This is a genomic window from Pseudomonas sp. 91RF, from assembly GCF_003576265.1.
In the GTDB taxonomy this organism is placed as follows: domain Bacteria; phylum Pseudomonadota; class Gammaproteobacteria; order Pseudomonadales; family Pseudomonadaceae; genus Aquipseudomonas; species Aquipseudomonas kribbensis.
This window is the reverse complement of the sequence record NZ_QWFC01000048.1, coordinates 208,952-234,363: the sequence shown is the minus strand read 5'-3', so window position 1 is coordinate 234,363 and position 25,412 is coordinate 208,952. Positions and strand designations below refer to the sequence as shown.

21 protein-coding genes are annotated in these 25,412 nt (G+C 60.3%); 14 read left to right on the top strand and 7 right to left on the bottom strand.

Going from position 1 to position 25,412, the window contains the following annotated elements; genetic code table 11:
* Window positions 1–4: 4 nt before the first annotated feature.
* From DXT77_RS25900 to DXT77_RS25870, 7 genes are all read left to right on the top strand, one after another.
* Window positions 5–361, top strand: coding sequence for a DUF4398 domain-containing protein (locus DXT77_RS25900; RefSeq protein WP_178083494.1), 357 nt, complete (start codon window positions 5–7; stop codon window positions 359–361).
* Window positions 358–1,170 (top strand): OmpA family protein, encoded by an 813-nt coding sequence (locus DXT77_RS25895; RefSeq protein WP_085710901.1) that lies wholly within the window; start codon window positions 358–360, stop codon window positions 1,168–1,170. The genes DXT77_RS25900 and DXT77_RS25895 overlap by 4 nt, the downstream gene beginning before the upstream one ends.
* 200 nt (window positions 1,171–1,370) lie before the next feature.
* Window positions 1,371–2,810: a PLP-dependent aminotransferase family protein gene (locus DXT77_RS25890; protein WP_003226969.1), complete on the top strand. Its 1,440-nt coding sequence runs from the start codon at window positions 1,371–1,373 to the stop codon at window positions 2,808–2,810.
* A 78-nt stretch (window positions 2,811–2,888) separates the two neighbouring features.
* On the top strand, window positions 2,889–3,368 hold the full coding sequence (locus DXT77_RS25885; protein WP_119429710.1) for a translation initiation factor 2: 480 nt from the start codon (window positions 2,889–2,891) through the stop codon (window positions 3,366–3,368).
* Window positions 3,369–3,534: 166 nt separating this feature from the next.
* Window positions 3,535–3,789: a YkgJ family cysteine cluster protein gene (locus DXT77_RS25880; RefSeq protein ID WP_085710899.1), complete on the top strand. Its 255-nt coding sequence runs from the start codon at window positions 3,535–3,537 to the stop codon at window positions 3,787–3,789.
* Between the two features lie 41 nt (window positions 3,790–3,830).
* Window positions 3,831–4,436, top strand: a complete 606-nt coding sequence (locus DXT77_RS25875; protein WP_085710898.1) for an START domain-containing protein — start codon at window positions 3,831–3,833, stop codon at window positions 4,434–4,436.
* Window positions 4,437–4,749: 313 nt separating this feature from the next.
* Complete coding sequence (locus DXT77_RS25870; RefSeq protein ID WP_119429709.1) at window positions 4,750–6,843, top strand: LTA synthase family protein; 2,094 nt, start codon at window positions 4,750–4,752, stop codon at window positions 6,841–6,843.
* Between the two features lie 58 nt (window positions 6,844–6,901).
* On the opposite strand, the gene DXT77_RS25865 is transcribed toward DXT77_RS25870, so the two are convergent.
* A complete protein-coding gene (locus DXT77_RS25865; protein WP_003226960.1) occupies window positions 6,902–7,054 on the bottom strand; it encodes a DUF3309 family protein in 153 nt (50 codons plus the stop codon).
* A gap of 262 nt (window positions 7,055–7,316) precedes the next feature.
* On the opposite strand from DXT77_RS25865, the gene DXT77_RS25860 reads away from it, so the two are divergent.
* The 3 genes from DXT77_RS25860 (at window position 7,317) to csrA (ending at window position 8,850) form a co-directional block, all read left to right on the top strand.
* A complete protein-coding gene (locus tag DXT77_RS25860) occupies window positions 7,317–8,132 on the top strand; it encodes an SDR family oxidoreductase (protein WP_119429708.1) in 816 nt (271 codons plus the stop codon).
* 63 nt (window positions 8,133–8,195) lie between these two features.
* Complete coding sequence (locus tag DXT77_RS25855; protein ID WP_085710895.1) at window positions 8,196–8,528, top strand: YnfA family protein; 333 nt, start codon at window positions 8,196–8,198, stop codon at window positions 8,526–8,528.
* A 136-nt stretch (window positions 8,529–8,664) separates the two neighbouring features.
* Complete coding sequence (csrA, locus tag DXT77_RS25850) at window positions 8,665–8,850, top strand: carbon storage regulator CsrA (RefSeq protein ID WP_085710894.1); 186 nt, start codon at window positions 8,665–8,667, stop codon at window positions 8,848–8,850.
* 5 nt (window positions 8,851–8,855) lie between these two features.
* Here the strand turns inward: csrA and DXT77_RS25845 are convergent, their stop codons facing one another.
* The 4 genes from DXT77_RS25845 to DXT77_RS25830 form a co-directional block, all read right to left on the bottom strand.
* Window positions 8,856–9,083, bottom strand: coding sequence for a YheU family protein (locus DXT77_RS25845; RefSeq protein WP_085710893.1), 228 nt, complete (start codon window positions 9,081–9,083; stop codon window positions 8,856–8,858).
* 59 nt (window positions 9,084–9,142) lie between these two features.
* Complete coding sequence (locus DXT77_RS25840) at window positions 9,143–10,333, bottom strand: osmoprotectant NAGGN system M42 family peptidase (protein ID WP_119429707.1); 1,191 nt, start codon at window positions 10,331–10,333, stop codon at window positions 9,143–9,145.
* Between the two features lie 61 nt (window positions 10,334–10,394).
* Complete coding sequence (gene ngg, locus DXT77_RS25835) at window positions 10,395–12,140, bottom strand: N-acetylglutaminylglutamine synthetase (RefSeq protein WP_119429706.1); 1,746 nt, start codon at window positions 12,138–12,140, stop codon at window positions 10,395–10,397.
* Window positions 12,141–12,143: 3 nt separating this feature from the next.
* Complete coding sequence (locus DXT77_RS25830) at window positions 12,144–13,916, bottom strand: N-acetylglutaminylglutamine amidotransferase (protein ID WP_119429705.1); 1,773 nt, start codon at window positions 13,914–13,916, stop codon at window positions 12,144–12,146.
* A gap of 260 nt (window positions 13,917–14,176) precedes the next feature.
* Here DXT77_RS25830 and DXT77_RS25825 point away from each other — a divergent pair, with 260 nt between their 5' ends.
* Entirely contained in the window at window positions 14,177–19,048 is a 4,872-nt protein-coding gene (locus tag DXT77_RS25825) for an NEL-type E3 ubiquitin ligase domain-containing protein (RefSeq protein ID WP_256663042.1), read from the top strand.
* A gap of 20 nt (window positions 19,049–19,068) precedes the next feature.
* On the opposite strand, the gene mnmC is transcribed toward DXT77_RS25825, so the two are convergent.
* On the bottom strand, window positions 19,069–21,048 hold the full coding sequence (gene mnmC / locus DXT77_RS25820) for a bifunctional tRNA (5-methylaminomethyl-2-thiouridine)(34)-methyltransferase MnmD/FAD-dependent 5-carboxymethylaminomethyl-2-thiouridine(34) oxidoreductase MnmC (RefSeq protein ID WP_119429703.1): 1,980 nt from the start codon (window positions 21,046–21,048) through the stop codon (window positions 19,069–19,071).
* Between the two features lie 173 nt (window positions 21,049–21,221).
* On the opposite strand from mnmC, the gene pap reads away from it, so the two are divergent.
* Together pap and DXT77_RS25810 are read left to right on the top strand one after the other, a co-directional pair.
* A complete protein-coding gene (pap, locus tag DXT77_RS25815; RefSeq protein WP_085710838.1) occupies window positions 21,222–22,736 on the top strand; it encodes a polyphosphate:AMP phosphotransferase in 1,515 nt (504 codons plus the stop codon).
* A 101-nt stretch (window positions 22,737–22,837) separates the two neighbouring features.
* The gene (locus DXT77_RS25810) at window positions 22,838–24,022 is read left to right on the top strand and encodes a thiolase family protein (protein ID WP_119429702.1); all 1,185 of its coding nucleotides are present in this window, start codon (window positions 22,838–22,840) and stop codon (window positions 24,020–24,022) included.
* On the opposite strand, the gene DXT77_RS25805 is transcribed toward DXT77_RS25810, so the two are convergent.
* Entirely contained in the window at window positions 24,019–24,219 is a 201-nt protein-coding gene (locus tag DXT77_RS25805; protein ID WP_119429701.1) for a DUF6316 family protein, read from the bottom strand. The genes DXT77_RS25810 and DXT77_RS25805 overlap by 4 nt on opposite strands.
* 210 nt (window positions 24,220–24,429) lie before the next feature.
* Between DXT77_RS25805 and DXT77_RS25800 the strand changes: the two genes are divergently transcribed.
* Complete coding sequence (locus tag DXT77_RS25800; RefSeq protein WP_119429700.1) at window positions 24,430–25,389, top strand: DMT family transporter; 960 nt, start codon at window positions 24,430–24,432, stop codon at window positions 25,387–25,389.
* Window positions 25,390–25,412 lie beyond the last annotated feature (23 nt).

Here is a 25,412-nt window from a genome sequence, read left to right as displayed (position 1 = left end):
CTTAGTGAGTAATCGAGTTCTTTTCACGGCCCTGGCCGTTCTGGCCCTGGCCGGTTGCGCCAGCGATCCGGCACCCAATGAACAAATGCGTTTGACCGAGCAGGCGCTCGATCAGGCCAAGGCCGTCGGCGCCACCGCCGACGAAGTGCCGGAAATGAAACTGGCAGAAGACAAATTCAACCGGGCCAAGGGCAGCATGGCCGGCGAATCCTTCAGGAACGCGCGGATGCGTGCCGAACAGGCCGAGCTGGATGCACGTCTGGCCGAAGCCAAGGTGCTGACCCAGAAGAGCGAAGAGCAGCTGAACGTGCTCAACACCCGCATCGTCCGCCTGCGCAAGCAACTGGGGGATGCCCAATGAAGCTGACTTCAAAAGCCTTCGGCACTCTGATTCTCGTGGGTTGCGCCAGCCTTTACGGCTGCGCCGGTCAACACAGCGAAACCGCCTTGCAGGAAGCCAGCGCTGACTTCCAGAAGGTCAAGGAAGATTCCAATGTGCTGCGTATCGCGCCGAAAGACGTGATCCGTGCCGGTGAATCCCTGGCCCGTGCCGATCGCCTGTCCACTTATTGGGGCAGTGGCTCGGACGTGGCGCATTACTCCTATCTGAGCCAGCGCTACAGCCAGATCGCCCGCGAGCACACCAACCTGGTGCTCAACGAAGAGCGCGCGGCGAAGCTGGAGCTTGAGCGTCAACGTCTGCAACTGGCGCTGCGCGAATCCAAACTGCTGAGCGTGCAGCAGCAGGGCAAATGGCTGGAAGAACAGATTGTCGCACTGGCTACCACCCAGACTGACCGTGGCCTGGTGATGACCCTCGGTGACGTGCTGTTCGACACCGGCGAAGCCGAGCTGAAGAATTCGGCGAATCGCGTGGTCCTGAAGATCGTGCAGTTCCTGCAACTCAATCCGAAACGCGTAGTGCGCATTGAGGGTTACACCGACAGCACTGGCGGCAAGCAGGAGAACCTCAAACTGTCCCGCGATCGTGCGCAGTCGGTGGCCGATGTGCTGACGGATCTGGGCATCGACGAAAAACGCATTCAAGTCGAAGGTTACGGCGACGAATACCCGGTGGACGCCAACGCTTCCGAGCGTGGGCGAGCGCAGAACCGTCGGGTGGAAATCGTGTTCTCCGACGAAAAAGGCCAGCTCGGCGCCGCCCGCTGAGGGTGGCGTTGCTGGAAAGCCCGGCCTGTCGTGCAGCGCCGGGCTTTTTTACGTCTGTCGATTACCTCACAAAGCAGTACAGATTTATCCGACACTGGACTGTATGGTTGACTAATATGGCAACTGTCCCAGTACACTTCAGAACTGTTCCGGTATTGTTCACACAAAAATAAAACGCCCGTGATATCGAGTGCTGCGTCATGACCAATCTCTTGCTCTACCAACGTATTGCTCAACAGCTGGCCGAAGACATCCGCCGTGGCGTCTATCAACCGGGCGAGCGCGTGCCTTCGGTGCGCAAGATGAGTTCGCAGCTCAACGTCAGCCATGCCACGGTGTTGCAGGCTTACGCCAACCTCGAGGATCAGGGGCTGATCCGCGCACGGCCGCAATCCGGTTACTACGTACACCAGACGCCGGCGCTGACTGCACCGACCCCGGACATTGCCCGGGTCGAACGACCTGGCCTGGTCACCCGCGCCAGCATCATTCAGCAAGTATTGGTCGAGTCGCGCCGCGAAGGCGTCTTTCCGCTGGGTGCAGCCGTACCGAGCGTCGATTACTTGCCGGTGCGCGCGCTGCATCAGCAATTGGCCAAGGTCACCCGATTCCATAGCCCGCGGGCCTTCAGCTACATGTTCAGTCCGGGCTTCGAGCCGTTGCGCCGGCAAGTGGCGATCCGCATGCGCGACGCCGGTGTGGTGGTCGATCCTTCGGAAGTGGTGATCACCCACGGTTGTGTCGATGCGCTGCAGATGTCGTTGCGCGTACTGACCCGTCCGGGCGATCTGATCGCCGCCGAATCGCCAACCTATTACGGACTGCTGCAACTGGCCGACCTGCTGGGCCTGAAAGTCATTGAAATTCCCAGCGACCCGGCCACCGGCATGAGCCTGGAAGCGCTGCAACTGGCGGCCAACCAGTGGTCGATCAAAGCCCTGGTGCTGACGACCCGTCTGAGCAATCCGCTGGGCGGCACCATGCCCGAAGAGCGGCAAAAACAATTGCTGCGTCTGGCTTCGGACTTCGATATCCAGATCGTCGAAGACGACATCTATGGCGAACTGATGTTCGAGCAGGGCCGCACCAAGGCCCTCAAGGCCTACGACCGGCTGGATCGGGTGATTTACTGTTCGAGTTTCTCCAAGACCCTGTCACCGGGTGTGCGTGTGGGCTGGATGATTGCCGGCAAGTATCAGCAGGAAATCCAGCGTCTGCAGACCTTCACCACGCATTCGGCTTGCAGCGTCACGCAAATGGCGATCGCCGCCTATCTGGAAAATGGCGGTTATGACCGGCATTTACGGTACATCCGCCAGGAATACCGAAAAAACCTCAGCGCATTCCAGCTGGCGGTGCAGCAGTACTTCCCTGAAGGCACGCAAATGACCCGGCCTACGGGCGGTTTCATCCTGTGGGTGAGCCTGCCGGGGCGGGTCAACACCCAGGAATTGCATGTCCGCGCATTGCAGCAGGGCATCAGCATCGCGCCCGGGTTGATCTTCAGTAATACCGAGCAGTTCAACCACTGTATCCGCCTGAACTGCGGCACGCCGTGGAATCGTGAGGCTGAACGGGCATTGATGACTTTGGGTTTGCTGGCGACTCAACTCTGTCAGGAAACGGCTGGCGGTTTCTGAACAGACTGTGTCGCGCGCTTGTCATGTGGCGTTCAACAGGCGAGCATATGGCCCTCTGCCGTTAGCGTTGTAGGTTCCATGAAAGCGATTTTTCCTGCTGCCTGGGTTTTGCTTGGTCTGTTGATGATCGGTCACGCGCCAGCTGTCATGGCCGCTGCCGTTTCGGAAAAACCGACAGCAGCCTCCACGGTGAAAAAACCGGTGGCCAGCAAGAAAGCCGTACCTGCAAAGGACAAGCAGCAGAAGAAAGCCGCCCCGGCAAAGAAACGTGCGCCGATCGCCTCAAAGTCGAAATCCGCCCGTGAAGTGGCGAAGACGCCGCTACCCCCGGCCAAACTCGACTTGAGTCTACCCAGAGACATGGTTCAGCAGTTGAAACCGGTTGGAAGCGTTCCGCTGCCCAAGCGCGAAGCGATCCTGCCGCAGATGTTCGGCGAGAAGGACAGTGGCTTCCAGCTCAACGGCCGCCTGCTGAGCAACGAAATGCAGTTGCAGCTGCGCAACGAAGAACGCCGTGAAGTCGAAGGCGCGGCGCTGGATTTCGAATTCAAGCAGTAAATTCAATCGATCCGTGACCCGCAGACCAGACGCTTTGTCGGAGACTGGTCAGTCACTTTCGTTTCTGCGTAAAAACCCCGGTTCAGGGAATTTAAAACAGCCGTTTAAGCGGTTACCCTGTTCCGCGTCCCTTTAACACATTGCCCGTCGCGAGGAACTCGTCGTCATGAAATGCCGTGAAGGCTGTGGCGCCTGTTGCATTGCCCCCTCCATCAGCTCGCCGATTCCAGGCATGCCCGATGGCAAACCTGCCGGCGAACGTTGCGTTCAGCTCTCGGTCGAAAACCTGTGCAGCATTTTCGGCCGACCGGAACGTCCGGCGGTCTGTTCAGGGTTCAGCGCCGATGTCGAAGTCTGCGGAAGCAGTCAGGAAGAGGCGATCAGACTGCTCGGCTGGTGGGAGCAGATGACGGCGGCGTGATGTGTCAAACGTACGGAACTTCAACAATAAGGAATAAGACTATGGGTTCGCTGCATCGTATCGCTGTGTTGTGTGGTTTGACTGCCGTGCTGGCCACTTCGGCTGCCCAGGCTGAAGACTGGAAAGTCGCCAAGAACGAAGACGGCATCAAGGTCTCCCTGAGCGAAGTGCCGGGTTCGGACTACAAGTCGTATCAGGGCGTGACCTTGATGAAGACCACCGTCGCCAAACTGCGCGCACTGCAGGAAGACGTCTCCGGTGCCTGTGCCTGGATTCACGAGTGCAAGACCCAGAAACTGCTCAAGCACGAAGGTGACCAGAGCTGGACCTACACCCAGTTCAACACGCCATGGCCGGTAACCCCGCGCGACTCGATCCTGCACGTCACCACCGTTGAAGGCGCCGATGGCAGCCTGACCCGCAATCTGGAAGGCGTGCCGAAGTACCTGCCGGAAGAAAAAGGCTTTGTGCGTGTCGCTCAGGTCAAAGGCTTCTGGAAATTCGTGCCAAAAGGCGATCAGGTCGAAGTGACCTATCAGGTTCACACCGAGCCGGGTGGCAGCGTGCCGTCGATGATTGCCAACAAGTTCGTGGTCGACGCACCGTTCAATACCTTGAAAGCCCTGAAAGAACGCGCCGAGAAGTAAGTATCGCGTGCTCTGCAAACGCCCCGATGAACTCGGGGCGTTTTGTTTTGTAGCGATATTGTGTTTCCGGATATGCGTTGCACGAAATTTTCACAAACGCTTCAAGACAATTCGCCCGCGCCATTTGAATCTGTCCGGGTATGCCGTGCCTTTAATGAAAGAGTCCGGCAGCGGGGCAGTAATCAATGGCAATGCCGCCGGTGATCGTGCAACATTTGCGCACCGCGCAAGCCCCGGGGCCTGGAATGGCCAACAGAGGGCAGGGCGCAGCTGTATTTTTGCAACTTCAACTTCCAATGGGTCCTAAAACGACATGGCAAACCCGGACGCCCTGAATCAGCAGCGATCTTCCAGTCGCCTGCTGCAACCGACCGTCAAATCGCATCTGGCCTACACGCTCTTGTGCGCGCTGGTCATGATGGTGATGTTTTCCGTGCTGCGCCTCGCGCTGCTGGTCTACAACCGCGAGATGATCCTCGACACCCCGGCTTCGACCTTTCTCGAAGCCTTCGCCAACGGCCTGCGCTTCGATTTGCGTCTGGTGGTCTACCTCTGCGTTCCGATGGTGCTGGCGCTGTTCAGTGCCCGGGCCATGGCCGCGCGCGGGTTCTTCCGCCTGTGGCTGACCGTGACCTCCAGCATCGCGCTGTTCCTCGGCCTGATGGAGATGGACTTCTACCGCGAGTTCCACCAGCGCCTCAACGGCCTGGTGTTCCAGTACGTGAAGGAAGACCCGAAAACCGTGATGAGCATGCTCTGGTACGGTTTCCCGGTGGTGCGCTACCTGCTGGCCTGGGCCGTGGGCACGGTGATCCTGACGCTGGCGTTCAAGGGCGCCGACCGTCTGACCCGCCCGCGTGGCCCGTTCAGCGGCGGCAACGTCAGCACCCGTCAGGTGGCGCCATGGTATGCGCGTCTGGCGGTGTTCGTGGTGTGCCTGCTGATCTGTGTGGTTGCCGTGCGCGGTACCCTGCGTCAAGGCCCGCCACTGCGCTGGGGTGACGTGTACACCACCGAATCGAACTTCGCCAACCAGCTCGGCCTCAATGGCACCCTGTCGCTGATCGCGGCAGCCAAGGACCGTATGGGCGAAGACCGCAACAACATCTGGAAAGCCACGCTGCCGCAGGATCAGGCGCAGAAGGTCGTGCGCGACATGCTGGTGATGCCGGACGACAAACTGGTGGATGCCGACATCGCCGCCGTGCGTCGTGACTACACGCCGCCGGCCGACAAGACCCTGCCGATCAAGAACGTCGTCGTGATCCTGATGGAAAGCATGGCCGGTCACTCGGTGGGCGCTTTGGGCGCGCCGGGCAACATCACGCCGTACCTCGACAAACTGTCGAAGGAAGGCCTGCTGTTCGACCGCTTCTTCTCCAACGGCACCCACACCCACCAGGGCATGTTCGCCACCATGGCGTGCTTCCCGAACCTGCCGGGTTTCGAATACCTGATGCAGACCCCGGAAGGCAGCCACAAGCTGTCCGGCCTGCCGCAGCTGCTCAGCGCGCGCAAGTATGACGACGTCTACGTCTACAACGGTGACTTCGCCTGGGACAACCAGTCCGGTTTCTTCAGCAACCAGGGCATGACCAACTTCGTTGGCCGTAACGACTTCGTCAACCCGGTGTTCTCCGATCCGACCTGGGGTGTGTCCGACCAGGACATGTTCGACCGCGGTCTGGTGGAACTGAAGGCACGGGAAAACGGCAAGCCGTTCTACGCGCTGCTGCAAACCCTGTCCAACCACACGCCTTACGCCTTGCCGACGCCATTGCCGGTCGAACGCGTAACCGACCGTGGCACGCTCAACGAGCACCTGACCGCCATGCGTTACGCAGACTGGGCACTGGGCCAGTTCTTCGAGAAGGCCCGCAAGGAGCCTTACTTCAAGGAAACCCTGTTCGTCATCGTCGGCGACCACGGTTTCGGCAACGAGCGTCAGATCACCGAAATGGACCTGGGCCGCTTCAACGTGCCGATGCTGATGATCGCACCGGGCATCCAGGAAAAATTCGGTACCCGTGACCACACTGTGGGCACTCAGATCGACATCGTGCCGACCATCATGGGTCGTCTGGGTGGCGAAGTGCGTCATCAGTGCTGGGGTCGTGACCTGCTCAACCTGCCGGCAGGCGACACCGGTTTCGGTGTGATCAAGCCGTCGGGCAGCGAGCAGACTACTGCCATCGTGACCGCTGACCAGATCCTGGTACTGCCGAAAGAGAAGGAAATGGCGCCGAAGATCTACCAGTACCAACTGGGCGCGAATCCTTCGGCTGAAATCATTCCGGACGCACCACGTACCGCCGAGCTGAAACTCAAGCTCGAAGCGTTCCTGCAGACGGCTACCAAGAGCCTGCTCGACAACACCGCCGGTGTGATTAACGGCAAGCCGGACTGATCTTCCGCGCAATAAAAAAGAGGCCCTTTTCAGGGCCTCTTTTTTTTCGGTCAAAAGGTCATATGCGGCCGAGCAACAGCAACACCAACAGTACAACCAGCACTACGCCGATAATGCCCGAAGGACCGTAACCCCAACTTCTGGAGTGCGGGAAGACCGGCAGACCACCGATCAGCAACAGGATCAGGATAATGATAAGAATTGTGCCCATGTCGAATTCCTTGTTGATAGTGTCTGAGGAGTCTCGTTGTTCAAGGGCGGCTGGAAGTTGAACTAAATCCAGACGGCTTACAAATTCCGACTGGCGCGCGTGAAAGAAAATTCAATGTTTTTTTAACGTATTTGGTTCACGGTCTTATTTCGTTCGATGCCACGGTTTGCTCTTGCCATTCAGCAATCTGATGGAGCGTGGGTCGCTCCGGATCCTTCGCTACACTCCGCGCATCTTCCCCGGAACAACAAGGCTGTCTGTTATGCAAAATCGCATGATGATCACTGGCGCGGGCTCCGGCCTGGGTCGCGAAATCGCGCTGCGCTGGGCGCGTGAAGGCTGGCAACTGGCCTTGTCGGACGTCAGTGAGCCGGGCCTGCGAGAGACGCTCAAACTGGTTCGCGAGGCCGGTGGCGATGGCTTTATCCAGCGTTGTGACGTGCGCGATTACAGCCAGCTCACCGCGTTCGCCCAGGCCTGCGAAGTGAAGTTCGGCGGCATCGACATCATCGTCAACAATGCGGGCGTGGCCTCCGGCGGATTCTTCAGCGAGCTGTCGCTGGAAGACTGGGACTGGCAGATCGCGATCAACCTGATGGGCGTGGTCAAGGGCTGCAAGGCCTTCCTGCCGTTGCTGGAACAGAGCAAGGGCAAGATCATCAACATCGCTTCGATGGCGGCACTGATGCAAGGTCCGGCGATGAGCAACTACAACGTGGCCAAGGCTGGCGTCGTGGCATTGTCCGAAAGTCTGTTGATCGAACTGGCCCAGCAGGAAGTCGGTGTCCATGTGGTTTGCCCGTCGTTCTTCCAGACCAATCTGCTGGACTCGTTCCGTGGTCCGACGCCGGCCATGAAAGCTCAGGTCGGCAAGTTGCTGGAAAGTTCACCGATCACCGCCGCCGATATTGCCGACTACATCTACCAGCAGGTCGCCGCCGGCGAGTTCATGATTCTGCCCCACGAACAAGGCCGCATGGCCTGGGCGATCAAGCAAAAGAACCCGCAGCTGCTGTACAACGAAATGACCGCGATGGCCGAAAAGATGCGCGCCAAGGCCAGGCAGAACAACGGCTGAACTTGCACCGTCAGAGCCCCGTCGTTAGGGTGACCGCCACAGTCACCCTGACGAGTCATCTGCATGCTCAACTACTTGTGGTTTTTCCTTGCCGCGCTGTTTGAAATCGCCGGCTGTTTCGCTTTCTGGATGTGGTTGCGCCAGGGCAAAAGTGCCTTGTGGGTGATCCCGGCGCTGCTCAGCCTGACCCTGTTTGCGCTGCTGTTGACGCGTGTTGAAGCGACCTACGCCGGTCGCGCCTACGCCGCTTACGGCGGGATCTACATCATTGCCTCGATTGGCTGGCTGGCCGTGGTCGAGCGCATCCGTCCGCTGGGATCAGACTGGATCGGTGTCGCCTTGTGCGTGATCGGTGCCAGCGTGATTCTGTTCGGGCCACGGTTTTCGGCGACTTGAAACACCGGTTTGACGGAAACATCTGAAGGCTGATGCGTCATTGCGTGTAGGGTTTGACTGATTTGCCCGCTGCGCATTGTAGGGCGCTCGAAAGCCGCGCATCTTCGAGGCTCGAAAACCTTGAAGGACACCCCCCATGCTTGTACTCAGCCGTGTCGTCGGTGAACTGATTTCCATCGGCGACAACATCACTTTGCGCGTTCTGGCGGTCAACGGCTCCAGCGTGCGATTCGGCGTCGAGGCGCCAAAACAGGTCAACGTGCACCGTGCCGAAGTCTACGAGCGGATCCAGCGCAAGCAGGTCAACGGCAAAGGCCGTTGACCGTTTCAGTCGAACAGGTGCTTGGGCACGTCGTGCTTTAGCATCAACTGGCATTGCTCGCTTTCCGGATCGAAGACGATCAGCGCCTGCCCCTTGATCAGGGCCTGACGAACCCGCAACACACGGGTTTCCAGCGGGGTGTCGTCACCGTTGTCGGTGCCGTCGCGGGTGACGAAATCCTCGATCAGGCGGGTCAGGGTGTCGACTTCGAGCGCGTCGTAGGGAATCAGCATGGGCACCTCGGCTAAATCAATGTCGGGATGCTACGGCGAATGATCGCCGAGGGCCAGACTCAACTGTCCGAGCGTTGCCCCACCAGGCTGTCCACCGACGGCACCCGGGTGTCGCTTTCCATTTGTGTCTCGTGTTCGATCTGGTGACTGAAGCGATCCAGTGAGGCGTTGGCCGGTTGCGCATCGCTGGCGAACACCGGCGGACTCAGGATGTATGCCCCCAGCAGACGACTGAGTGCGGCCAGACTGTCGATGTGCGTGCGTTCGTAGCCGTGGGTCGCATCGCAGCCGAAGGCGAGCAGGGCGGTGCGAATGTCGTGGCCGGCGGTGACGGCCGAATGGGCGTCGCTGAAGTAATAGCGAAACAGGTCGCGGCGCACCGGCAACTCGTTTTCACCAGCCAGACGCAGCAGATGCCGCGACAAGTGATAGTCGTAAGGCCCACCGGAATCCTGCATCGCCACGCTCACCGCGTGCTCGCTGGAATGCTGGCCGGGCGCGACCGGCGCGATGTCGATCCCGACAAACTCGCTGACATCCCACGGCAGGGCCGCCGCCGCGCCGCTGCCGGTTTCCTCGGTGATGGTGAACAGCGGATGGCAATCGATCATCAACTCCTGACCGCTGTCGACGATTGCCTTCAGCGCTGCCAGCAGCGCCGCGACCCCGGCCTTGTCATCGAGGTGACGGGCGCTGATATGGCCGCTTTCGGTGAACTCCGGCAGCGGATCGAACGCCACCACATCCCCCACACAGATACCCAGCGAGTCGCAATCGGCGCGGGTCGCGCAGTAGGCGTCCAGACGCAGTTCGACGTGATCCCAACTGATCGGCATCTCGTCCACGGCCGTGTTGAAGGCGTGCCCGGAAGCCATCAGCGGCAACACGCTGCCACGGATCACGCCGTTGTCGGTGAACAGGCTGACGCGGCTGCCTTCGGCGAAACGGCTCGACCAGCAACCAACCGGCGCCAGGGTCAGACGGCCGTTGTCCTTCACCGCGCGCACGGCGGCACCGATGGTGTCCAGGTGCGCCGATACGGCGCGGTCGGGGCTGTTTTTCTTGCCCTTGAGGGTGGCGCGGATGGTGCCGCGTCGGGTCATTTCGAAGGGGATGCCGAGTTCCTCCAGACGCTCGGCGACGTAACGCACGATGGTGTCGGTGAAGCCGGTGGGGCTGGGAATGGCAAGCATCTCCAGCAGGACTTTTTGCAGGTAGTTCAGATCCGGTTCGGGAATTTGGATGGTCATGGAAACTCCTGTTGCGGGGCGTCACTCCCGCATGGGATGCGGGAGTGACGCTGAAGGAAGATCAAACGGCCGGCTGACTGTGTGGAAACAACAGATCCACAAATCGCTCGGCCGTCGGCTGGGGCTCATGGTTGGCCAGGCCCGCCCGTTCGTTGGCTTCGATGAACACGTACTCCGGCTGATCGGCGGCGGGCACCATCAGGTCGAGCCCGACCATCGGAATGTCCAGCGCTCGCGCCGCGCGCACGGCGGCATCGACCAGGGTCGGATGCAAAATGGCCGTGACATCTTCCAGGGTGCCGCCGGTGTGCAGGTTCGCCGTGCGCCGCACGAACAGATGCTCGCCGGCCGGCAGGATGCTGCTGTAGTCGTAACCGGCCGCGTGCAGGGTGCGTTGGGTTTCATGGTCCAGCGGGATTTTGCTTTCGCCGCCGGTGGCCGCTTGCCGGCGGCGGCTCTGGGCTTCGATCAGCGCGCCGATGGAGTGATGACCGTCACCGACCACCTCGGCAGGTCGGCGTATCGCGGCTGCGACCACGTCGAAACCGATCACCAGAATCCGCAGGTCGAGGCCTTCATGGAAACTTTCGAGCAGCACGCGGCTGTCGAATTGTTTCGCCGAATCGATCGCTTGCTGCACTTCTTCAATGCTTTGCAGATCTACGGCCACGCCCTGACCTTGCTCGCCATCCAGTGGTTTGACCACCACCCGCTGATGCTCGTCGAGAAACGCCAGATTGTCATCCGCGTTCGCCGCCAGCTGCTGTGACGGCACATTCAACCCGGCGTTTTTCAGCACTTTATGGGTCAGGCTTTTGTCCTGGCACAGATTCATGCTGATGGCGCTGGTCAGGTCGCTCAGGGATTCGCGGCAACGCACCCGACGCCCGCCGTGGCTGAGGGTGAACAGCCCGGCATCGGCATCGTCCACTTGCACATCGATGCCACGTCGATGGGCTTCCTCGACGATGATCCGTGCGTAGGGATTGAAGTCTGCCTCTGGTCCGGGCCCGAGAAACAAAGGCTGGTTGATACCGTTCTTGCGTTTGATGGCGAAGGTCGAGAGATTTCGAAAACCGAGCTTGGCGTAGAGGTTTTTCGCCTGACGGTTGTCGTGCAACACCGACAGATCCAGGTAGCTCAAACCGCGACTCATGAAGTGTTCGATCAGATGTCGCACCAGCACTTCACCGACCCCGGGACGCGAACACTGCGGATCGACCGCCAGGCACCACAGGCTGCTGCCGTTTTCCGGGTCGTTGTAAGCCTTCTGATGATTGAGGCCCATGACGCTGCCGATCACCGCGCCGCTGTCCTCGTCCTCGGCCAGCCAGTACACCGGCCCGCCCTGATGGTGCGGAGTGAGCAAGGTGGCATCGATCGGCAGCATGCCGCGTGCCTGATACAGCTGATTGATCGACTGCCAGTCCTCTTCGCTTTGTGCGCGACGGATGCGGAAGCCGCGAAACACCCGGGTGGCTTGGCGGTAATCGCTGAACCACAGGCGCAAGGTGTCGGAGGGGTCGAGAAACAGTTGGGTCGGTTCCAGACCGAGAATCTGCTGCGGCGCGGCCACGTACAGGGCGATGTCGCGCTCGCCGGGCTGCTCGTTGAGCAACTCCCGGGCAAGACTGGCGGGGTCAGGGAAGGTGTGGCCGATCAGCAACCGGCCCCATCCGCAATGCACGGCAATCGGCTCGGCACTTAGTTGGTTGCCATCCTCGGCCAGACGCGCCTGCAAACGTTCGTAGGACGGTGTCTGACCGCGCAGCAGCCGTTGGCTGTAAGCCGTGGCGTGAGGTTTCATCGATCAGATTCCTTGTTCGCTGAGCCACAGGTTCAGAGCCGCCAGTTGCCACAGCTTGGAGCCGCGCAACGGGGTCAACTGACCCTGTGGATCGGTCAGCAATTTGTCGAGCATGGCGGGGTTGAACAGGCCGCGATCCTGGCTCGGATCCAGCAGCAGTTCGCGCACCCAGTTCAGGGTGTCGCCTTGCAGATGCTTGAGGCCGGGTACCGGGAAGTAACCTTTCTTGCGATCAATCACTTCGCTCGGGATGACCAGCCGAGCTGCTTCTTTCAAGACCTGCTTGCCACCGTCGGGGAGTTTGAATTTGCCGGGAACACGGGCCGACAACTCCACCAGGCGATAGTCGAGAAACGGCGTGCGCGCCTCCAGACCCCAGGCCATGGTCATGTTGTCGACGCGTTTGACCGGGTCGTCCACCAGCATCACCGTGCTGTCCAGACGCAGGGCCTTGTCGACCGCCGCATCGGCGCCGGGCTGTGCGAAATGTTCCTTCACGAAGTCGCCGGCGGCGTCATTGGCCGTCAGCCATTTCGGCTGCACCGTGGCGGCGTAGTCGTCGTAGTTGCGGTCGAAAAATGCTTCGCGATAGGCCGCATACGGATCGGCCGCGCCGTCGACTTGCGGATACCAGTGATAGCCGGCGAACAGTTCATCGGCACCCTGGCCGCTTTGTACCACCTTGCAGTGCTTTGCCACTTCGCGGGACAGCAGATAGAAGGCGATGCAGTCGTGGCTGACCATCGGCTCGCTCATGGCGCGGAATGCGGCGGGCAGTTGCTCGATGATCTCTTTTTCGTCGATGCGTAGTTGATGATGGTGGGTGCCGTAGTGTTTGGCGATCAGGTCGGAGTACTGGAATTCGTCGCCACGTTCACCACCGGCATCCTGAAAACCGATGGAGAAGGTCGACAGGTTCTCCACGCCGACTTCGCGCAACAGACCGACGAGCATGCTCGAATCGACGCCACCGGAAAGCAGCACGCCGACATCCACCGCCGCCCGTTGGCGGATCGCCACGGCTTCGCGAGTGCTGTCGAGCACGCGGTCGCGCCAGTCTTCCAGGGTCAGGTTTTTCTCGTCATCGTGTGGGCCGTAGGGCAGGGTCCACCAGGTTTTCTGCTCGGTGGTGCCGTCCGCTTCAATGCGCATCCAGCTCGCTGGCGGCAGCTTTTCGATGCCGGCCAGCAAGGTGCGCGGTGCAGGCACCACGGCGTGGAAATTCAGGTAATGGTTGAGCGCCACCGGATCGAGGATCGGGTTGATGTCGCCGCCCTTGAGCAATGCCGGCAGAGCCGAGGCAAAACGCAGGCGCTGGCCGGTACGCGACAGGTACAGCGGCTTGACGCCGAGACGGTCGCGGGCAATGAACAGACGTTGGGCATCGCGCTCCCAGATGGCGAAGGCAAACATGCCGTTGAGTTTCGGCAGCAGCGCTTCGCCCCAGGCGTGATAGCCCTTGAGCAGCACTTCGGTGTCGCCGCCCGAGTAGAAGGCATAACCGAGCGCCTCGAGTTCGGCGCGCAGTTCCGGGAAGTTGTAGATCGCGCCATTGAAGGCCAGGGACAGGCCCAGTTGGCTGTCGATCATCGGCTGCGCCGAGCCGTCCGACAGGTCCATGATTTTCAGGCGTCGATGGCCCAGGGCAATCGGCCCCTGGGCATGAAAACCCCACGCATCAGGGCCGCGAGGCGCCAGGTGATGGGTGATTCGCTCGATGGCTGCAAGGTCTGCAGGTTGTTGATCAAAACGTAACTCGCCAGCTAATCCGCACATAAAGTCCTTACCGGTTTTTCCGTTGGGGAAGGTATTGCCGTAACGCGCAAAATCGCCGTTACCCAGAGACTGACCCGGTGAGGATGAGGGAGTTTTAGAACGATAAGTTATATGGATGATTGCCGGACCGGTGGGGGCTATAGCGCAAAAAATACAGTCAGGTGCGGTAAGCATTTATGCAAAACATGGGAAATGCTGTTGGTTTCATGGGCTGACTGCGCAGTTATTCATGTTTTTCATCCAGGTTAAGGCTCGATAGGGTGAAGGTTCAAATCTGCAATAAAGGACTATTGCCCATGTCACTTATAAAATCGGATGGCTCACCACCACCACTGACACAGAAGCAGGTATTGACCTATTTGCTGGAGGCCACTGGCGATCTGGATACTGCCCGGACACTGCAAAAGAGCCTGCCAGCGCGGTTGCTGAAGGCGTCCGCCACGACTCTGACGGCACTCGATCAGACGGCGCGCGACCTGCACGATATTCAGGCGAAAGTCGAAGTTGATCTACGCGCGTTGAGTCCGTTGAACGACTTTTGCTTTGTCGTGCTGAACAACGCGGTGGCGGCTCGTTGGCCTGGTGACATTGATGTCGAAAAAGACTTTCTCGAACTGCCGGGGGGGCCGTGTGGCTGCGAGCCTCTCATCCCGCCCGGAGGAGGGGCGCCTGTCATCCCGCCCGCCAGGCTGACACTGCTGGAAGCCGCGATGCAGAACTTCACGGAAGACGAGGCGCTGGACGGTGGTTTGCCTCAGGGCAGTGCGATCCGCATCGCCAACGAGCCGAACGGTATCAAGGATCTGACGCCAGCGACGTTTGCCGCGTTCTGTCGTGAACTGGATCTCGGAAAACAGTATCAGCGGCACTTTCAGCAGGTGTTCGGTTTGAAAGAAGTCGATGGCAAGACCGAGGTCACCAGCCCGATGATCCGCGACATCTCCACGCTGAAAAAAATGTTGCTGCAATTCGATCTGCATCTGGCCCTGGTAAAAGAACACATCACTCGGGATGGCTTTGAGACAGTCCGGCGCCTGATCGATGCGGGCGGTATCGTCGACGACGTTAGCCTGCAATACCAGGGCTGGCCGCTGATCATGCAGGGGATCGAAATACACGGCTGCTGCATCTGGGGTGTCGTCGTGTTTTCCAGGCGTTCCGTCGAGCTGTATCCGGATGAATGGTGCCTGGTGTACATGCCCGGCGAACCTGACCAGCCACTGTACGAATACGCCAGCTTCACGGCGTTTGCGCAATACCTGAGCTTCAAGTTGGGCATCCAGAGCTACAAGACGTATTTCACCCATTGCCTCGGTGAAGCCGACAAGGCGGATTTTTTCGCGGCGTTTTCCACGGACCACAGTCTGGGGCATATCAAGCAGTTGGCCATGTCCGGCTCCATCCTGGATTATTTGCTCAAGAGCCATGTCGCCAAACTGGAGTTCGACGCCCGTGCACTCGCTGTACCGACCGCCGATGTCGATGAAGAGGAGCGCGAGAAGCGGCTGCTTCACTATCTGGAAATCGGCATGACAGTCGCGAACCTGGCCGGCCTTGTCGTGCCGGTGCTCGGGCAGTTGATGATGGGCGTGGCCGTAGGACAACTGCTCGCCGAAGTCTATGAGGGGGTTGAGGACTGGCGTCGCGGTGATCGGCAGGAAGCGTTGTCACACATGCTCAGTGTTGCCGAAAACATCGTGCTCATGGCCGCCGTTGGCGCGGGAATCAAGGGCGTGAAGTCGCTGGCAATCAAGACAGTGCGCAAGCATCCGGAATTCTTTGAACCCTTCAAGTCCATTCTCGACCGACGGGGACAGGGCCGTCTGTGGAAGCCTGAACTGAGCGCCTACGAGCACCCTTTGCCGGCAGGGATAACCGTAGAGCCTGGCGCTGACGGTTTGTATCGGGTGGAGGATAAAATCTTCGTCCGTATCGAAGGTCGGGAGTTTGCAGTCGAGCAGGATCCTGCGTCCGGTGCCTGGCATATCCGGCATCCCCGACGAGCGCAGGCGTACACACCGAAGCTTGAGCACAATGGACGCGGTGGCTGGCGTCATGCATCGGAACCGATCGAGCACTGGAGCGGCGCCCATACGCTCAAACGTATCGATCCGACGCTGGCGGAGTTCGAGGACAGTCGCCTGGACATGATTCGTCGGCTGGGTGATATCGGGCTCGATGAACTGCATCGTCTGAGTCGCAGCAACCGGCTGCTCCCCGCGCATTTGCGTGACACGGTCGAACGCTTCCGGATCGAGCGCAGGCTGCGTGACTTCATTACTGCAATGGAGCGTGGCGAAGCAACCGACCCACGGTACGCTGAGGAACAACTGCATGCGCTGCCCCGACTCGGCAACTGGCCTGAAGATCGCTATATCAAGGTTTTGGACAACAAGGCACGTATCAAGGCGACTTATCCAGCCAACACAATCGATGATGACACCGTGAGCCTCATCGTGCGCCAGGATCAACTGGATAAGGGAGAGCTGCTACAGACGGTTCTCACGGGCATGTCGGCAGAAGAGAAGGAAACCCTGCTCGGGGTCGGCATTGCCCCGTCGGAGTACGGCGTAGCACTGGCAAAAAAGCTGGGAGTTGAGGTCAAGGCTGATCGCCGGTCGGTGTTTGAGCATTTGTATCGACATTATGATCAAAGCGACTCCAGCGAAGTGCTGAAGGTGCGCGGCACGTTTCCCGAGGTGCCGGCGCGTCATGTTCAGGAGTTGCTCAGACAGTCACCCAGCGTGGAGCGGTCTCATCTGCGCACCACCGGACGGATACCGATGGGACTGGCACAGCGCCTTCGACAGGCTTCGGACACTGTGCGGCTCGAGCGGGCGCTGACCGGTTTTTATCTCGCCGACATCGCCAATGCCGATACCGGGAAACTGGCGATCCGGTTGTTGCCGCAGCTCAGTGGCTGGGACCCGCAACTGCCGCTGCAGGTACGCGCGCAGACGCTCAAGGGGACTCTGCTGGAATCCATTGGCCCTCATCCGTTCACCTCCGAAAATGCCCGCACGCTGGTCCGGCTGAAAAATGGTTACGAGGTGTTCGACAGCCATGGCAAATCCCTTGGTCAGGTTGCCGCAGGCCCCGACAGTCTCTATCTGGCAATCATGAAAAGTCTGTCCCCCGAGCGGCGCAAGGCTCTGGGATTCGCTGAGGCGGTGCCGGACGATGGCTGGCGTCTGCGACACAAGCTGTTGAATACGGCGCTGGATGAGCGTGAAGGTTGCGCCCGCTTGTTGGCGGGGGAGCCGTTCAATCCACCGACCTACGAATCTGCGTGTACGCTTTCCGATTCGCCGGTCGAACTGCCGGCCCACTCACGGCGTCTGGTGCGCAAAGTGAAGAGACTCTTTCCGCTGTTCACCGACCAGCAGGCCAATGAGTTTCTTGATCAGGCAGGCAACGATCATCTCAGCCGGGCGATTCGGGTGAGGGAGCTGCAGGAGCAGCTCAGGAGACTGCGCGATGTCATGGATGTCTGGATGGAAGATGAGGCGGCCATGAAAGCGCTCGGCGGCATGCTGCATGAAGTGCATGAGTGCCGGCAGATCGTGGCGTATGAGATAGAGGATTGCTTTTGTCGGCTGGTTTTTCAGCGAGATGAATTCCAGCGTCCGGTGTACGGCCTGAACCTCGATGGCATGCGGTTCGGCAAGCTGCCGATCCTGCCGCCCGGGCTGAGTTTCGACCACGTCAGGTACCTGTCCCTGCAAAACATGCAACTGGACGACGACGTCGCTTACTTCCTCAAGGCCTTCAAGCAGGTCGAGTCACTGGGGCTGGACAGGAATCAGCTGACCCGGCTGCCTGAGATCATTTCGCATATGCCGAACCTCAAACATTTGAGCATGGAGGCCAACCGGATCCAGCTGACCGAACACTCGCTGGTGAAATTATCCAGAATACGCACGCTGCAAAGTCTGAATCTGAGCGGGAATCGTCTGGGCGCTACGGTGGATGTCGGCAACCTGTACGACCTGAATCATCTTTATCTGCGTAACACCCGCGCCACAGAGCTGCCCAAAGGCTTGCGGTTCTTGCCGAATCTGGAGCGTGTGGATCTGCGCGACAACGATATTCGTGATTTGCCTGACTGGCTCTTCGCAACCTCCAGACGCTTCAGCGAAACGATCAACTTGCGCAACAACCCTATTTCCGACGCCAGCAAAGTCCACCTCGATTCCTATCAAAAGACGGTGGGGGTGGGCATGGGGTATCTGGAAAACGACAATGCGCGGCTCGACGAGAACCTGGCACGCTCGATCTGGCTGACTGAAACAGGTGGGACGGTGGGGGCCCGGCATCTACAGACATGGACCGCGATCAAAGACGATCCAATGGCCGAGGGGTTGTTCCAGTTGCTGGCAGAGCTGGGTAACTCCGCCGAATCCGAACACGTACGCGAAGACATGTCGCGTCGGGTCTGGAACGTCCTGGAGGCAACGCAAACCGATGCCGAATTGCGGCATCAGATCTTCGATCTGGCGGCCAATCCGATCAATTGCACGGACAATGCGGCGCTGAACTTCAGTCATCTGGAGGTTGCCGTGCAGGTCCGTCGCGTTACGCGTATTTCCGGTGGTCGGCAACCTTCGGCGACATCGCTGATCAAGCTTGCCAGAGGGCTGTTCCGCCTTGAGCAACTGGACCGGATTGCAGCGGAGCATGCAGTGACACACTCGGCACCCGACCCTCTGGAGGTGGCCCTTGCTTACCGCTCAGGGCTGGCAGAATCCCTCGAATTGCCCGGGCAGCCTTCGCACATGCGTTATGCATCAATCGCGCAAGTGAGCGGAGCGGACCTGCTGGAAGCCATCAATCGAATCCAGACTGCCGAGCTGTCTGAGGAATGGCTGAGGTTTCTGGTTCGTCAGCCGTTCTGGAGCGATTACGTGAAAAGCAGCTTCGCACAGCAGTTCGACGACGCCCGTGCACCTCACCACGAGGAAACCCAGGCATTATTCGAGCAAGCCGAAGAACTCAGCTCGGCGGATTACCTGAGGGAAATGAACCTGTGTGCGAGCCGGCTTGAACAAACGGAAAGCGACTTGCTCGAGCGATTGAGCGAGCAAGTGCTGCGGCTGGTCGAGGGCAACGCTTGCCTATTGCCTGAGGGATGATCCCGATCCGGGTTATACGGTCATTTGCCCCGTATCAGCCGTCGCAGGGCAAAACGGTTCGGATGGCACGCTTGCGCCACGCTTCTGGGCAAGGGCAACGGTTCGTCATCCAGCCAGGCCGCGATCAACTCACCTGACAGTGGCGCGGTGATCAGACCTCGAGAGCCGTGACCGCTGTTGACGTAGAGTCCATCAAGCCAAGGGCAGGAGATATCCGGCACCTGCCGTGCATCCTTGCCCAGCGTGGCATAGGTGTGGTCAAAGGCTTCGCGGTCGGCGAGCGGGCCGACGATCGGCAGGTAGTCGGGGCTGGTGCAGCGGAATGCGGCGCGTCCTTCAAGGCGTTCGGGATCCTGATCGTTGATGTGCAGGCGCGAGACCAGGTCGTCGGAGATTTCTTCGAGCATCGCCAGATTGCCCAGGTGCTCGGCGGTGGTCGGGGTCAGGTCGTCGTTGTTGAAGTCGAAGCTGGCGCCCAGGGTGTGTTCGCCCAAGCGGGCGGGGGCCACATAACCCTCAGCGCAGACCACCGTTGCCAATGCCTCGCTGTCTTCGGTCTGTGCCAGACGGGTGATCTGTCCGCGAATGCGTTTGAGCGGCAGTTCGGCGCTCTGTGCAAACCGTTTGATCTCGGCGGCGCCGGCCAGTACCACGACGGGCGCTGTTGCGATCAATCGTCCGCCGTCGAAAACTTGCCACTGACCGTCGACCTTGTGCAGCTCAATGGCGTCCTGATGAGTCAGCAGTGTGATGCCCGGTTGCGCAGCTTGCGCCTGACATAACGCGGGCGGATGCACCCAGCCACCTTCGGGATAATACAAACCGCCGTGGGCCAGCCCGATCCCGGCGCGGGCCTGAGCCTCGGGTTGATCAAGCCATTGCAGAAGGTCTTCGGGAAACGCGGCCGCCAGTTGCGCCTGACGCTCGCGTTCCTTTTCATTGAACGCCAGTTGCAGCACGCCGCAGTCATCCCAGTCGGTGCCGCGCTGCAGGGTTTCCAGCAGGCGCCGGGTGTAGCCGAAGCCGCTGACAATCAGCTGCGAAAGTGCCGTGCCGTGGGCAGACAGTTTCAGATACAGCACACCCTGGGGATTGCCCGAGGCTTCCTGCGCCACCGCCGCATGCCGTTCCAGCAAACTGACCTGCCAACCCCGCGCCGCGAGGCTGGCCGCCGTGGCGCAACCGGCCAGGCCAGCGCCGATCACCAGAGCACGACGCTCTCCAGTGACAGGCGCCGGGCGGGCGAACCACGGTTTGTCCGCGGCGGGTAACGGCACATCCTCCGGCCAGCCGAGAAACTCGCCACGCAGGATTTCCCATTTGTGGCCGATGCCCGGCGTGCGCTTCATCTTGAACCCGGCGGCGTTGAGCAGACGTCGCACCCAGCCGGTGCTGGTGAACGTGCTGATGGTCGAACCGGGCGCCGCCAGACGTGCCAGTTCGGCGAACAGTTCGGCGGTCCACATTTCGGGGTTTTTCGCCGGGGCGAAGCCGTCGAGAAACCACGCATCGATCTGGCCGTCCAGTTGCGGCAACTGCTCGAGCGCATCGCCGATCAACAGCGTCAGGGTCACGCGACCGTTATTCAGAACAATGCGCTGGAAACCCTGATGGATCGCCACGTAATGCTTGAGCAGTTGATCGGACAGCGGCTTGAGATCCGGCCACAACGCCAGCGCCCGTTGCAGGTCCGCAGGGCTCAGCGGGTACTTTTCCACGCTCACGAAATGCAGCCGTGCATCGGCCACCGCGTGCTGTTCGAACAACTGCCAGGCGCAGAGAAAATTCAGCCCGGTGCCGAAGCCGGTTTCACCGATCACCAGTCGCCCGCCCGCCGGCAGCGCGGCAAAACGCTCGGCCAGTCGATTCTGTTCAAGGAACACGTAGCGGGTTTCATCCAGCCCCGACTGGTCGGAAAAATACACATCGTCGAACACTCGCGAACGCGGGCGTCCCTGGTCATCCCAGTCGAGTTGGGCGTGGGGCATTACAGGTTTCATGGCAGGCTCGGCAACGGCAAGGCGGCCATTCTAGCCGATCACGCGGATGGCGCTTGATCCATGGCAAGCCTTGTTGCGCACGACTCAAGGACAATCCGCCCCCGGCGGGAATTTCTGTGCCGTGTCTGTGCCCAATCCGCTAGTCTTGCTGAATCCTGGAAGGAGCCGTCCCTATGTTCGAATCCGCTGAAATCGGTCACGCCATCGACAAAGAAACCTACGACGCCGCCGTCCCCGCGCTGCGCGAGGCACTGCTGGAAGTCCAGTTCGAGTTGCAGCAGCAAAAGCGTTTTCCGGTGATCATTTTGATCAACGGCATCGAGGGTGCCGGCAAGGGCGAGACGGTGAAACTGCTCAACGAATGGATGGACCCGCGCCTGATCGAAGTGCGTACCTTCGACCAGCAGACCGACGAAGAACTGGCGCGACCACCGGCCTGGCGATACTGGCGGATGCTGCCGGCCAAGGGGCGGATGGGGATTTTCTTCGGCAACTGGTACAGCCAGATGCTGCAGGGCCGGGTGCACGGTTTGTTCAAGGACCCGCGACTGGATCAGGCCATCGCCGGTGCCGAGCGGCTGGAGAAAATGCTGTGCGATGAAGGCGCGCTGATCTTCAAGTTCTGGTTCCACCTGTCCAAGAAACAGATGAAGGCGCGGCTAAAGGCTCTGGCCGATGACCCGTTGCACAGCTGGCGGATCAGTCCGCTGGACTGGCAGCAGTCGGAGACCTACGACAAATTCGTCAAATACGGCGAGCGCGTGTTGCGTCGCACCAGCCGCGACTACGCACCGTGGCATGTCATCGAAGGGGTGGACGCGCATTACCGCAGCCTGACGGTCGGCAAGATCCTGCTTGAAGGCCTGCAAAATGCACTGAAACGTCCGGACGTGCATTCGAACGCTGTCAGTGCCCAGCCGCTGGGCACGTCGGTGGATCAGTTGAACCTGCTCGACAGCCTCAACCTGAACCAGAACCTGGACAAGAAGGATTACGAAGAGCAACTGATCACCGAGCAGGCGCGACTGTCCGGGCTGATGCGTGACAAGCGCATGCGCCGTCATGCGCTGGTGGCGGTGTTCGAAGGTAACGATGCGGCGGGCAAGGGCGGGGCGATCAGGCGGGTCGCGGCGGCGCTCGATCCGCGTCAGTACAACATCGTGCCGATTGCCGCGCCGACCGAAGAGGAGCGGGCGCAGCCGTACCTGTGGCGCTTCTGGCGACACATTCCGGCACGGGGCAAGTTCACCGTGTTCGACCGCTCGTGGTACGGCCGGGTGCTGGTGGAGCGGATCGAAGGCTTTTGCAGCACGGCCGACTGGATGCGTGCCTACGGTGAAATCAACGACTTCGAAGAGCAACTCGCCGACGCCGGAGTGATCGTGGTCAAGTTCTGGCTGGCCATCGACAAGGACACGCAGATGGAACGCTTCCAGGCCCGCGAGGAAATCCCGTTCAAGCGTTTCAAGATCACCGAGGACGACTGGCGCAACCGCGACAAGTGGGACGCCTATCGTGCGGCGGTGGGTGACATGGTCGACCGCACCAGCACCGAAATCTCGCCGTGGACACTGGTTGAAGCCAATGACAAGCGCTGGGCCCGGGTCAAGGTGCTGCGCACGATCAACCGTGCGCTGGAAGAAGCCTTCGAGAAATCCGACAAGAAGGAAAAGAAGCACAAGGACTGACCGATGGGCACGCATACGCGAGATGAATGATTGTCGCGATCGGCGATGAGGTGGACTTATGCTCGGTCCACTCTCAACCGACTACAACAATGAGGTATGCCATGCGTGAAGTGGTGATCGTCGACAGCGTGCGGACCGGCCTGGCCAAGTCCTTTCGCGGCAAGTTCAACCAGACCCGCCCCGATGACATGGCGGCCCATTGCGTGAACGCGTTGCTCTCGCGCAACGACGTCGATCCGGCCAGCGTCGAGGACTGCATCGTCGGCGCCGGCTCCAACGAAGGCGCCCAGGGCTACAACATCGGCCGCAACGTGGCGGTGCTCTCGCAACTGGGCACCGGCACGGCGGGCATGACCCTCAACCGTTTCTGCTCTTCGGGTTTGCAGGCAATTGCGATTGCCGCCAACCAGATTGCTTCGGGTTGCAGCGACATCATCGTCGCCGGCGGCGTCGAGTCGATCAGCCTGACCCTGAAAAGCGTCAACACCGATCACCTGATCAACCCGTTGCTCAAGCAGCAGACCCCGGGCATCTACTACACCATGGGCCAGACCGCCGAGGTGGTGGCACGCCGTTATGGCGTCAGCCGCGAGGCGCAGGATCGTTATTCGCTGCAAAGCCAGATCCGCACCGCTCAGGCGCAGGCAGCCGGTCTGTTCAATGACGAAATCGTACCGATGTCGGTGAAATACCGGGTCGAGGACAAGAACAGCGGCGAAGTGCAGATCCTCGACGGCATCGTTGATCGCGACGACTGCAACCGCCCGGATACCACCTATGAAAGCCTCGCCGGATTGAAACCGGTGTTCGCCGAGGATGGTTCGGTAACGGCAGGCAACTCGTCGCAGCTGTCCGACGGCGCCTCGATGACGCTGGTGATGAGCCTGGAAAAAGCCCTGCAACTGGGGCTCAAGCCAAAGGCGTTTTTCCGCGGTTTCACCGTCGCCGGTTGCGAGCCGGACGAAATGGGCATCGGCCCGGTGTTTTCGGTGCCGAAGCTGCTCAAGGCCAAAGGTTTGCAGGTCGCGGACATCGATCTGTGGGAATTGAACGAAGCGTTCGCCTCGCAGTGCCTTTACGCCCGTGACCGGCTTGAAATCGACAACGAAAAATACAACGTCAACGGCGGCTCGATTTCTATCGGTCACCCGTTCGGCATGACCGGCTCGCGGCAGGTCGGGCATCTGGTGCGCGAGTTGCAGCGGCGTAATCTGCGCTACGGGATTGTCACCATGTGCGTGGGCGGCGGGATGGGCGCGACCGGCTTGTTCGAAGCGGTGCGCTAAGCCCGGCTGCCGGAATCCAGCAATTGCATCCGCGCGATGTACGCGCGGATTTCCTGCTCGGCTTTCTCGGGGCTGTCGAACGGCCCTTCGAGGGTGTTCTCCCGGGTGCTGAAAAACAGTTCGCCGTTGACCCGGCACACCCGGTCGCTGCGAAAGTGCATGGCGGGGGCGGTGTCCTGGGCGCGCATTCCGAACATGATCGATCTCCTTGAGCGCTGCGCTGAATGGGATCCAAAGAGCTTATGCCTGAACCACTTGCAGCGCTTCATGAACCGATCAACGGCAGCACGTCAATTTAATGCTGCGACCTGCACAGTTTCATTTGCGGCTTGAGTGCAACTGTCCCTGTGTCGCGCTTGCCGCTGCGCCTAGAATGAGCGCTCCTGTCATAGGCTTTCGGGGTTCTCATGCACGTTTCATCGGGTCGCTGGGTGTACGGCATGTTCCTGGCCTTGTTGACCGCGTTCTTGTGGGGAATCCTGCCGATCAAGCTCAAACAGGTGCTGCAGGTGATGGACCCGATCACGGTGACCTGGTTTCGCCTGACGGTGTCCGGCGGCTGCCTGTTCATTTATTTGACGGCGACCAGGCGTTTGCCGAGTCGCCAGGTGCTCGGGCCGAAGGGCGGCTGGCTGGTGCTGATGGCGGTGCTCGGGCTGGTGGGCAATTACGTGCTGTACCTGATGGGCCTGAACCTGCTTAGCCCCGGCACCGCGCAACTGGTGGTGCAGATGGGGCCGATCATGTTGCTGATCGCCAGTCTGTTCGTGTTCAAGGAGCGCTTCAGCATTGGTCAGGGCATGGGGCTGGCGGTGCTGTTGATCGGTTTTGCGTTGTTCTTCAATCAGCGTCTGGCGGAATTGCTCACGTCTTTATCCGATTACACCGCCGGCGTGTTGCTGGTGCTGCTGGCGTCGACCGTCTGGACCTTCTATGCGCTGGGCCAGAAGCAATTGCTGACGGTGTGGAATTCGCTGCAGGTGATGATGGTGATCTACCTGTTCTGCGCCTTGCTGCTGACGCCGTGGGTTCATCCGCTGGAAGCGCTGGAGTTGAGCCCGTTGCAGGGCTGGCTGTTGCTGGCGTGCTGCATGAACACCCTGATCGCCTATGGCGCGTTTGCCGAGGCGCTGGCGCATTGGGAAGCTTCGCGGGTCAGTGCGACGCTGGCGATCACGCCGTTGGTGACGTTCGGTGCAGTGGCGATTGCTGCATGGACATGGCCGGAATACGTTCACGCCGAGCAGATCAACGGTCTGGGTTATGGCGGGGCGGTGCTGGTGGTGCTGGGTTCGGCGCTGGTGGCACTGGGGCCTTCGCTGATTGCCGGGCTCAAGGCCCGGCGGATGAAGATGGCCGCCAGTTAAACCGTATCGCCAGCAGGCTGGCT

Coding starts and splice junctions, on each gene's coding strand:
- DXT77_RS25895 (WP_085710901.1), top strand. CDS start 358: ATGAAGCTGACTTCAAAAGCCTTCGGCACTCTGATTCTCGTGGGTTGC.
- DXT77_RS25890 (WP_003226969.1), top strand. CDS start 1,371: ATGACCAATCTCTTGCTCTACCAACGTATTGCTCAACAGCTGGCCGAA.
- DXT77_RS25885 (WP_119429710.1), top strand. CDS start 2,889: ATGAAAGCGATTTTTCCTGCTGCCTGGGTTTTGCTTGGTCTGTTGATG.
- DXT77_RS25880 (WP_085710899.1), top strand. CDS start 3,535: ATGAAATGCCGTGAAGGCTGTGGCGCCTGTTGCATTGCCCCCTCCATC.
- DXT77_RS25875 (WP_085710898.1), top strand. CDS start 3,831: ATGGGTTCGCTGCATCGTATCGCTGTGTTGTGTGGTTTGACTGCCGTG.
- DXT77_RS25870 (WP_119429709.1), top strand. CDS start 4,750: ATGGCAAACCCGGACGCCCTGAATCAGCAGCGATCTTCCAGTCGCCTG.
- DXT77_RS25865 (WP_003226960.1), bottom strand. CDS start 7,054: ATGGGCACAATTCTTATCATTATCCTGATCCTGTTGCTGATCGGTGGT.
- DXT77_RS25860 (WP_119429708.1), top strand. CDS start 7,317: ATGCAAAATCGCATGATGATCACTGGCGCGGGCTCCGGCCTGGGTCGC.
- DXT77_RS25855 (WP_085710895.1), top strand. CDS start 8,196: ATGCTCAACTACTTGTGGTTTTTCCTTGCCGCGCTGTTTGAAATCGCC.
- csrA (WP_085710894.1), top strand. CDS start 8,665: ATGCTTGTACTCAGCCGTGTCGTCGGTGAACTGATTTCCATCGGCGAC.
- DXT77_RS25845 (WP_085710893.1), bottom strand. CDS start 9,083: ATGCTGATTCCCTACGACGCGCTCGAAGTCGACACCCTGACCCGCCTG.
- DXT77_RS25840 (WP_119429707.1), bottom strand. CDS start 10,333: ATGACCATCCAAATTCCCGAACCGGATCTGAACTACCTGCAAAAAGTC.
- ngg (WP_119429706.1), bottom strand. CDS start 12,140: ATGAAACCTCACGCCACGGCTTACAGCCAACGGCTGCTGCGCGGTCAG.
- DXT77_RS25830 (WP_119429705.1), bottom strand. CDS start 13,916: ATGTGCGGATTAGCTGGCGAGTTACGTTTTGATCAACAACCTGCAGAC.
- mnmC (WP_119429703.1), bottom strand. CDS start 21,048: ATGAAACCTGTAATGCCCCACGCCCAACTCGACTGGGATGACCAGGGA.
- pap (WP_085710838.1), top strand. CDS start 21,222: ATGTTCGAATCCGCTGAAATCGGTCACGCCATCGACAAAGAAACCTAC.
- DXT77_RS25810 (WP_119429702.1), top strand. CDS start 22,838: ATGCGTGAAGTGGTGATCGTCGACAGCGTGCGGACCGGCCTGGCCAAG.
- DXT77_RS25805 (WP_119429701.1), bottom strand. CDS start 24,219: ATGTTCGGAATGCGCGCCCAGGACACCGCCCCCGCCATGCACTTTCGC.
- DXT77_RS25800 (WP_119429700.1), top strand. CDS start 24,430: ATGCACGTTTCATCGGGTCGCTGGGTGTACGGCATGTTCCTGGCCTTG.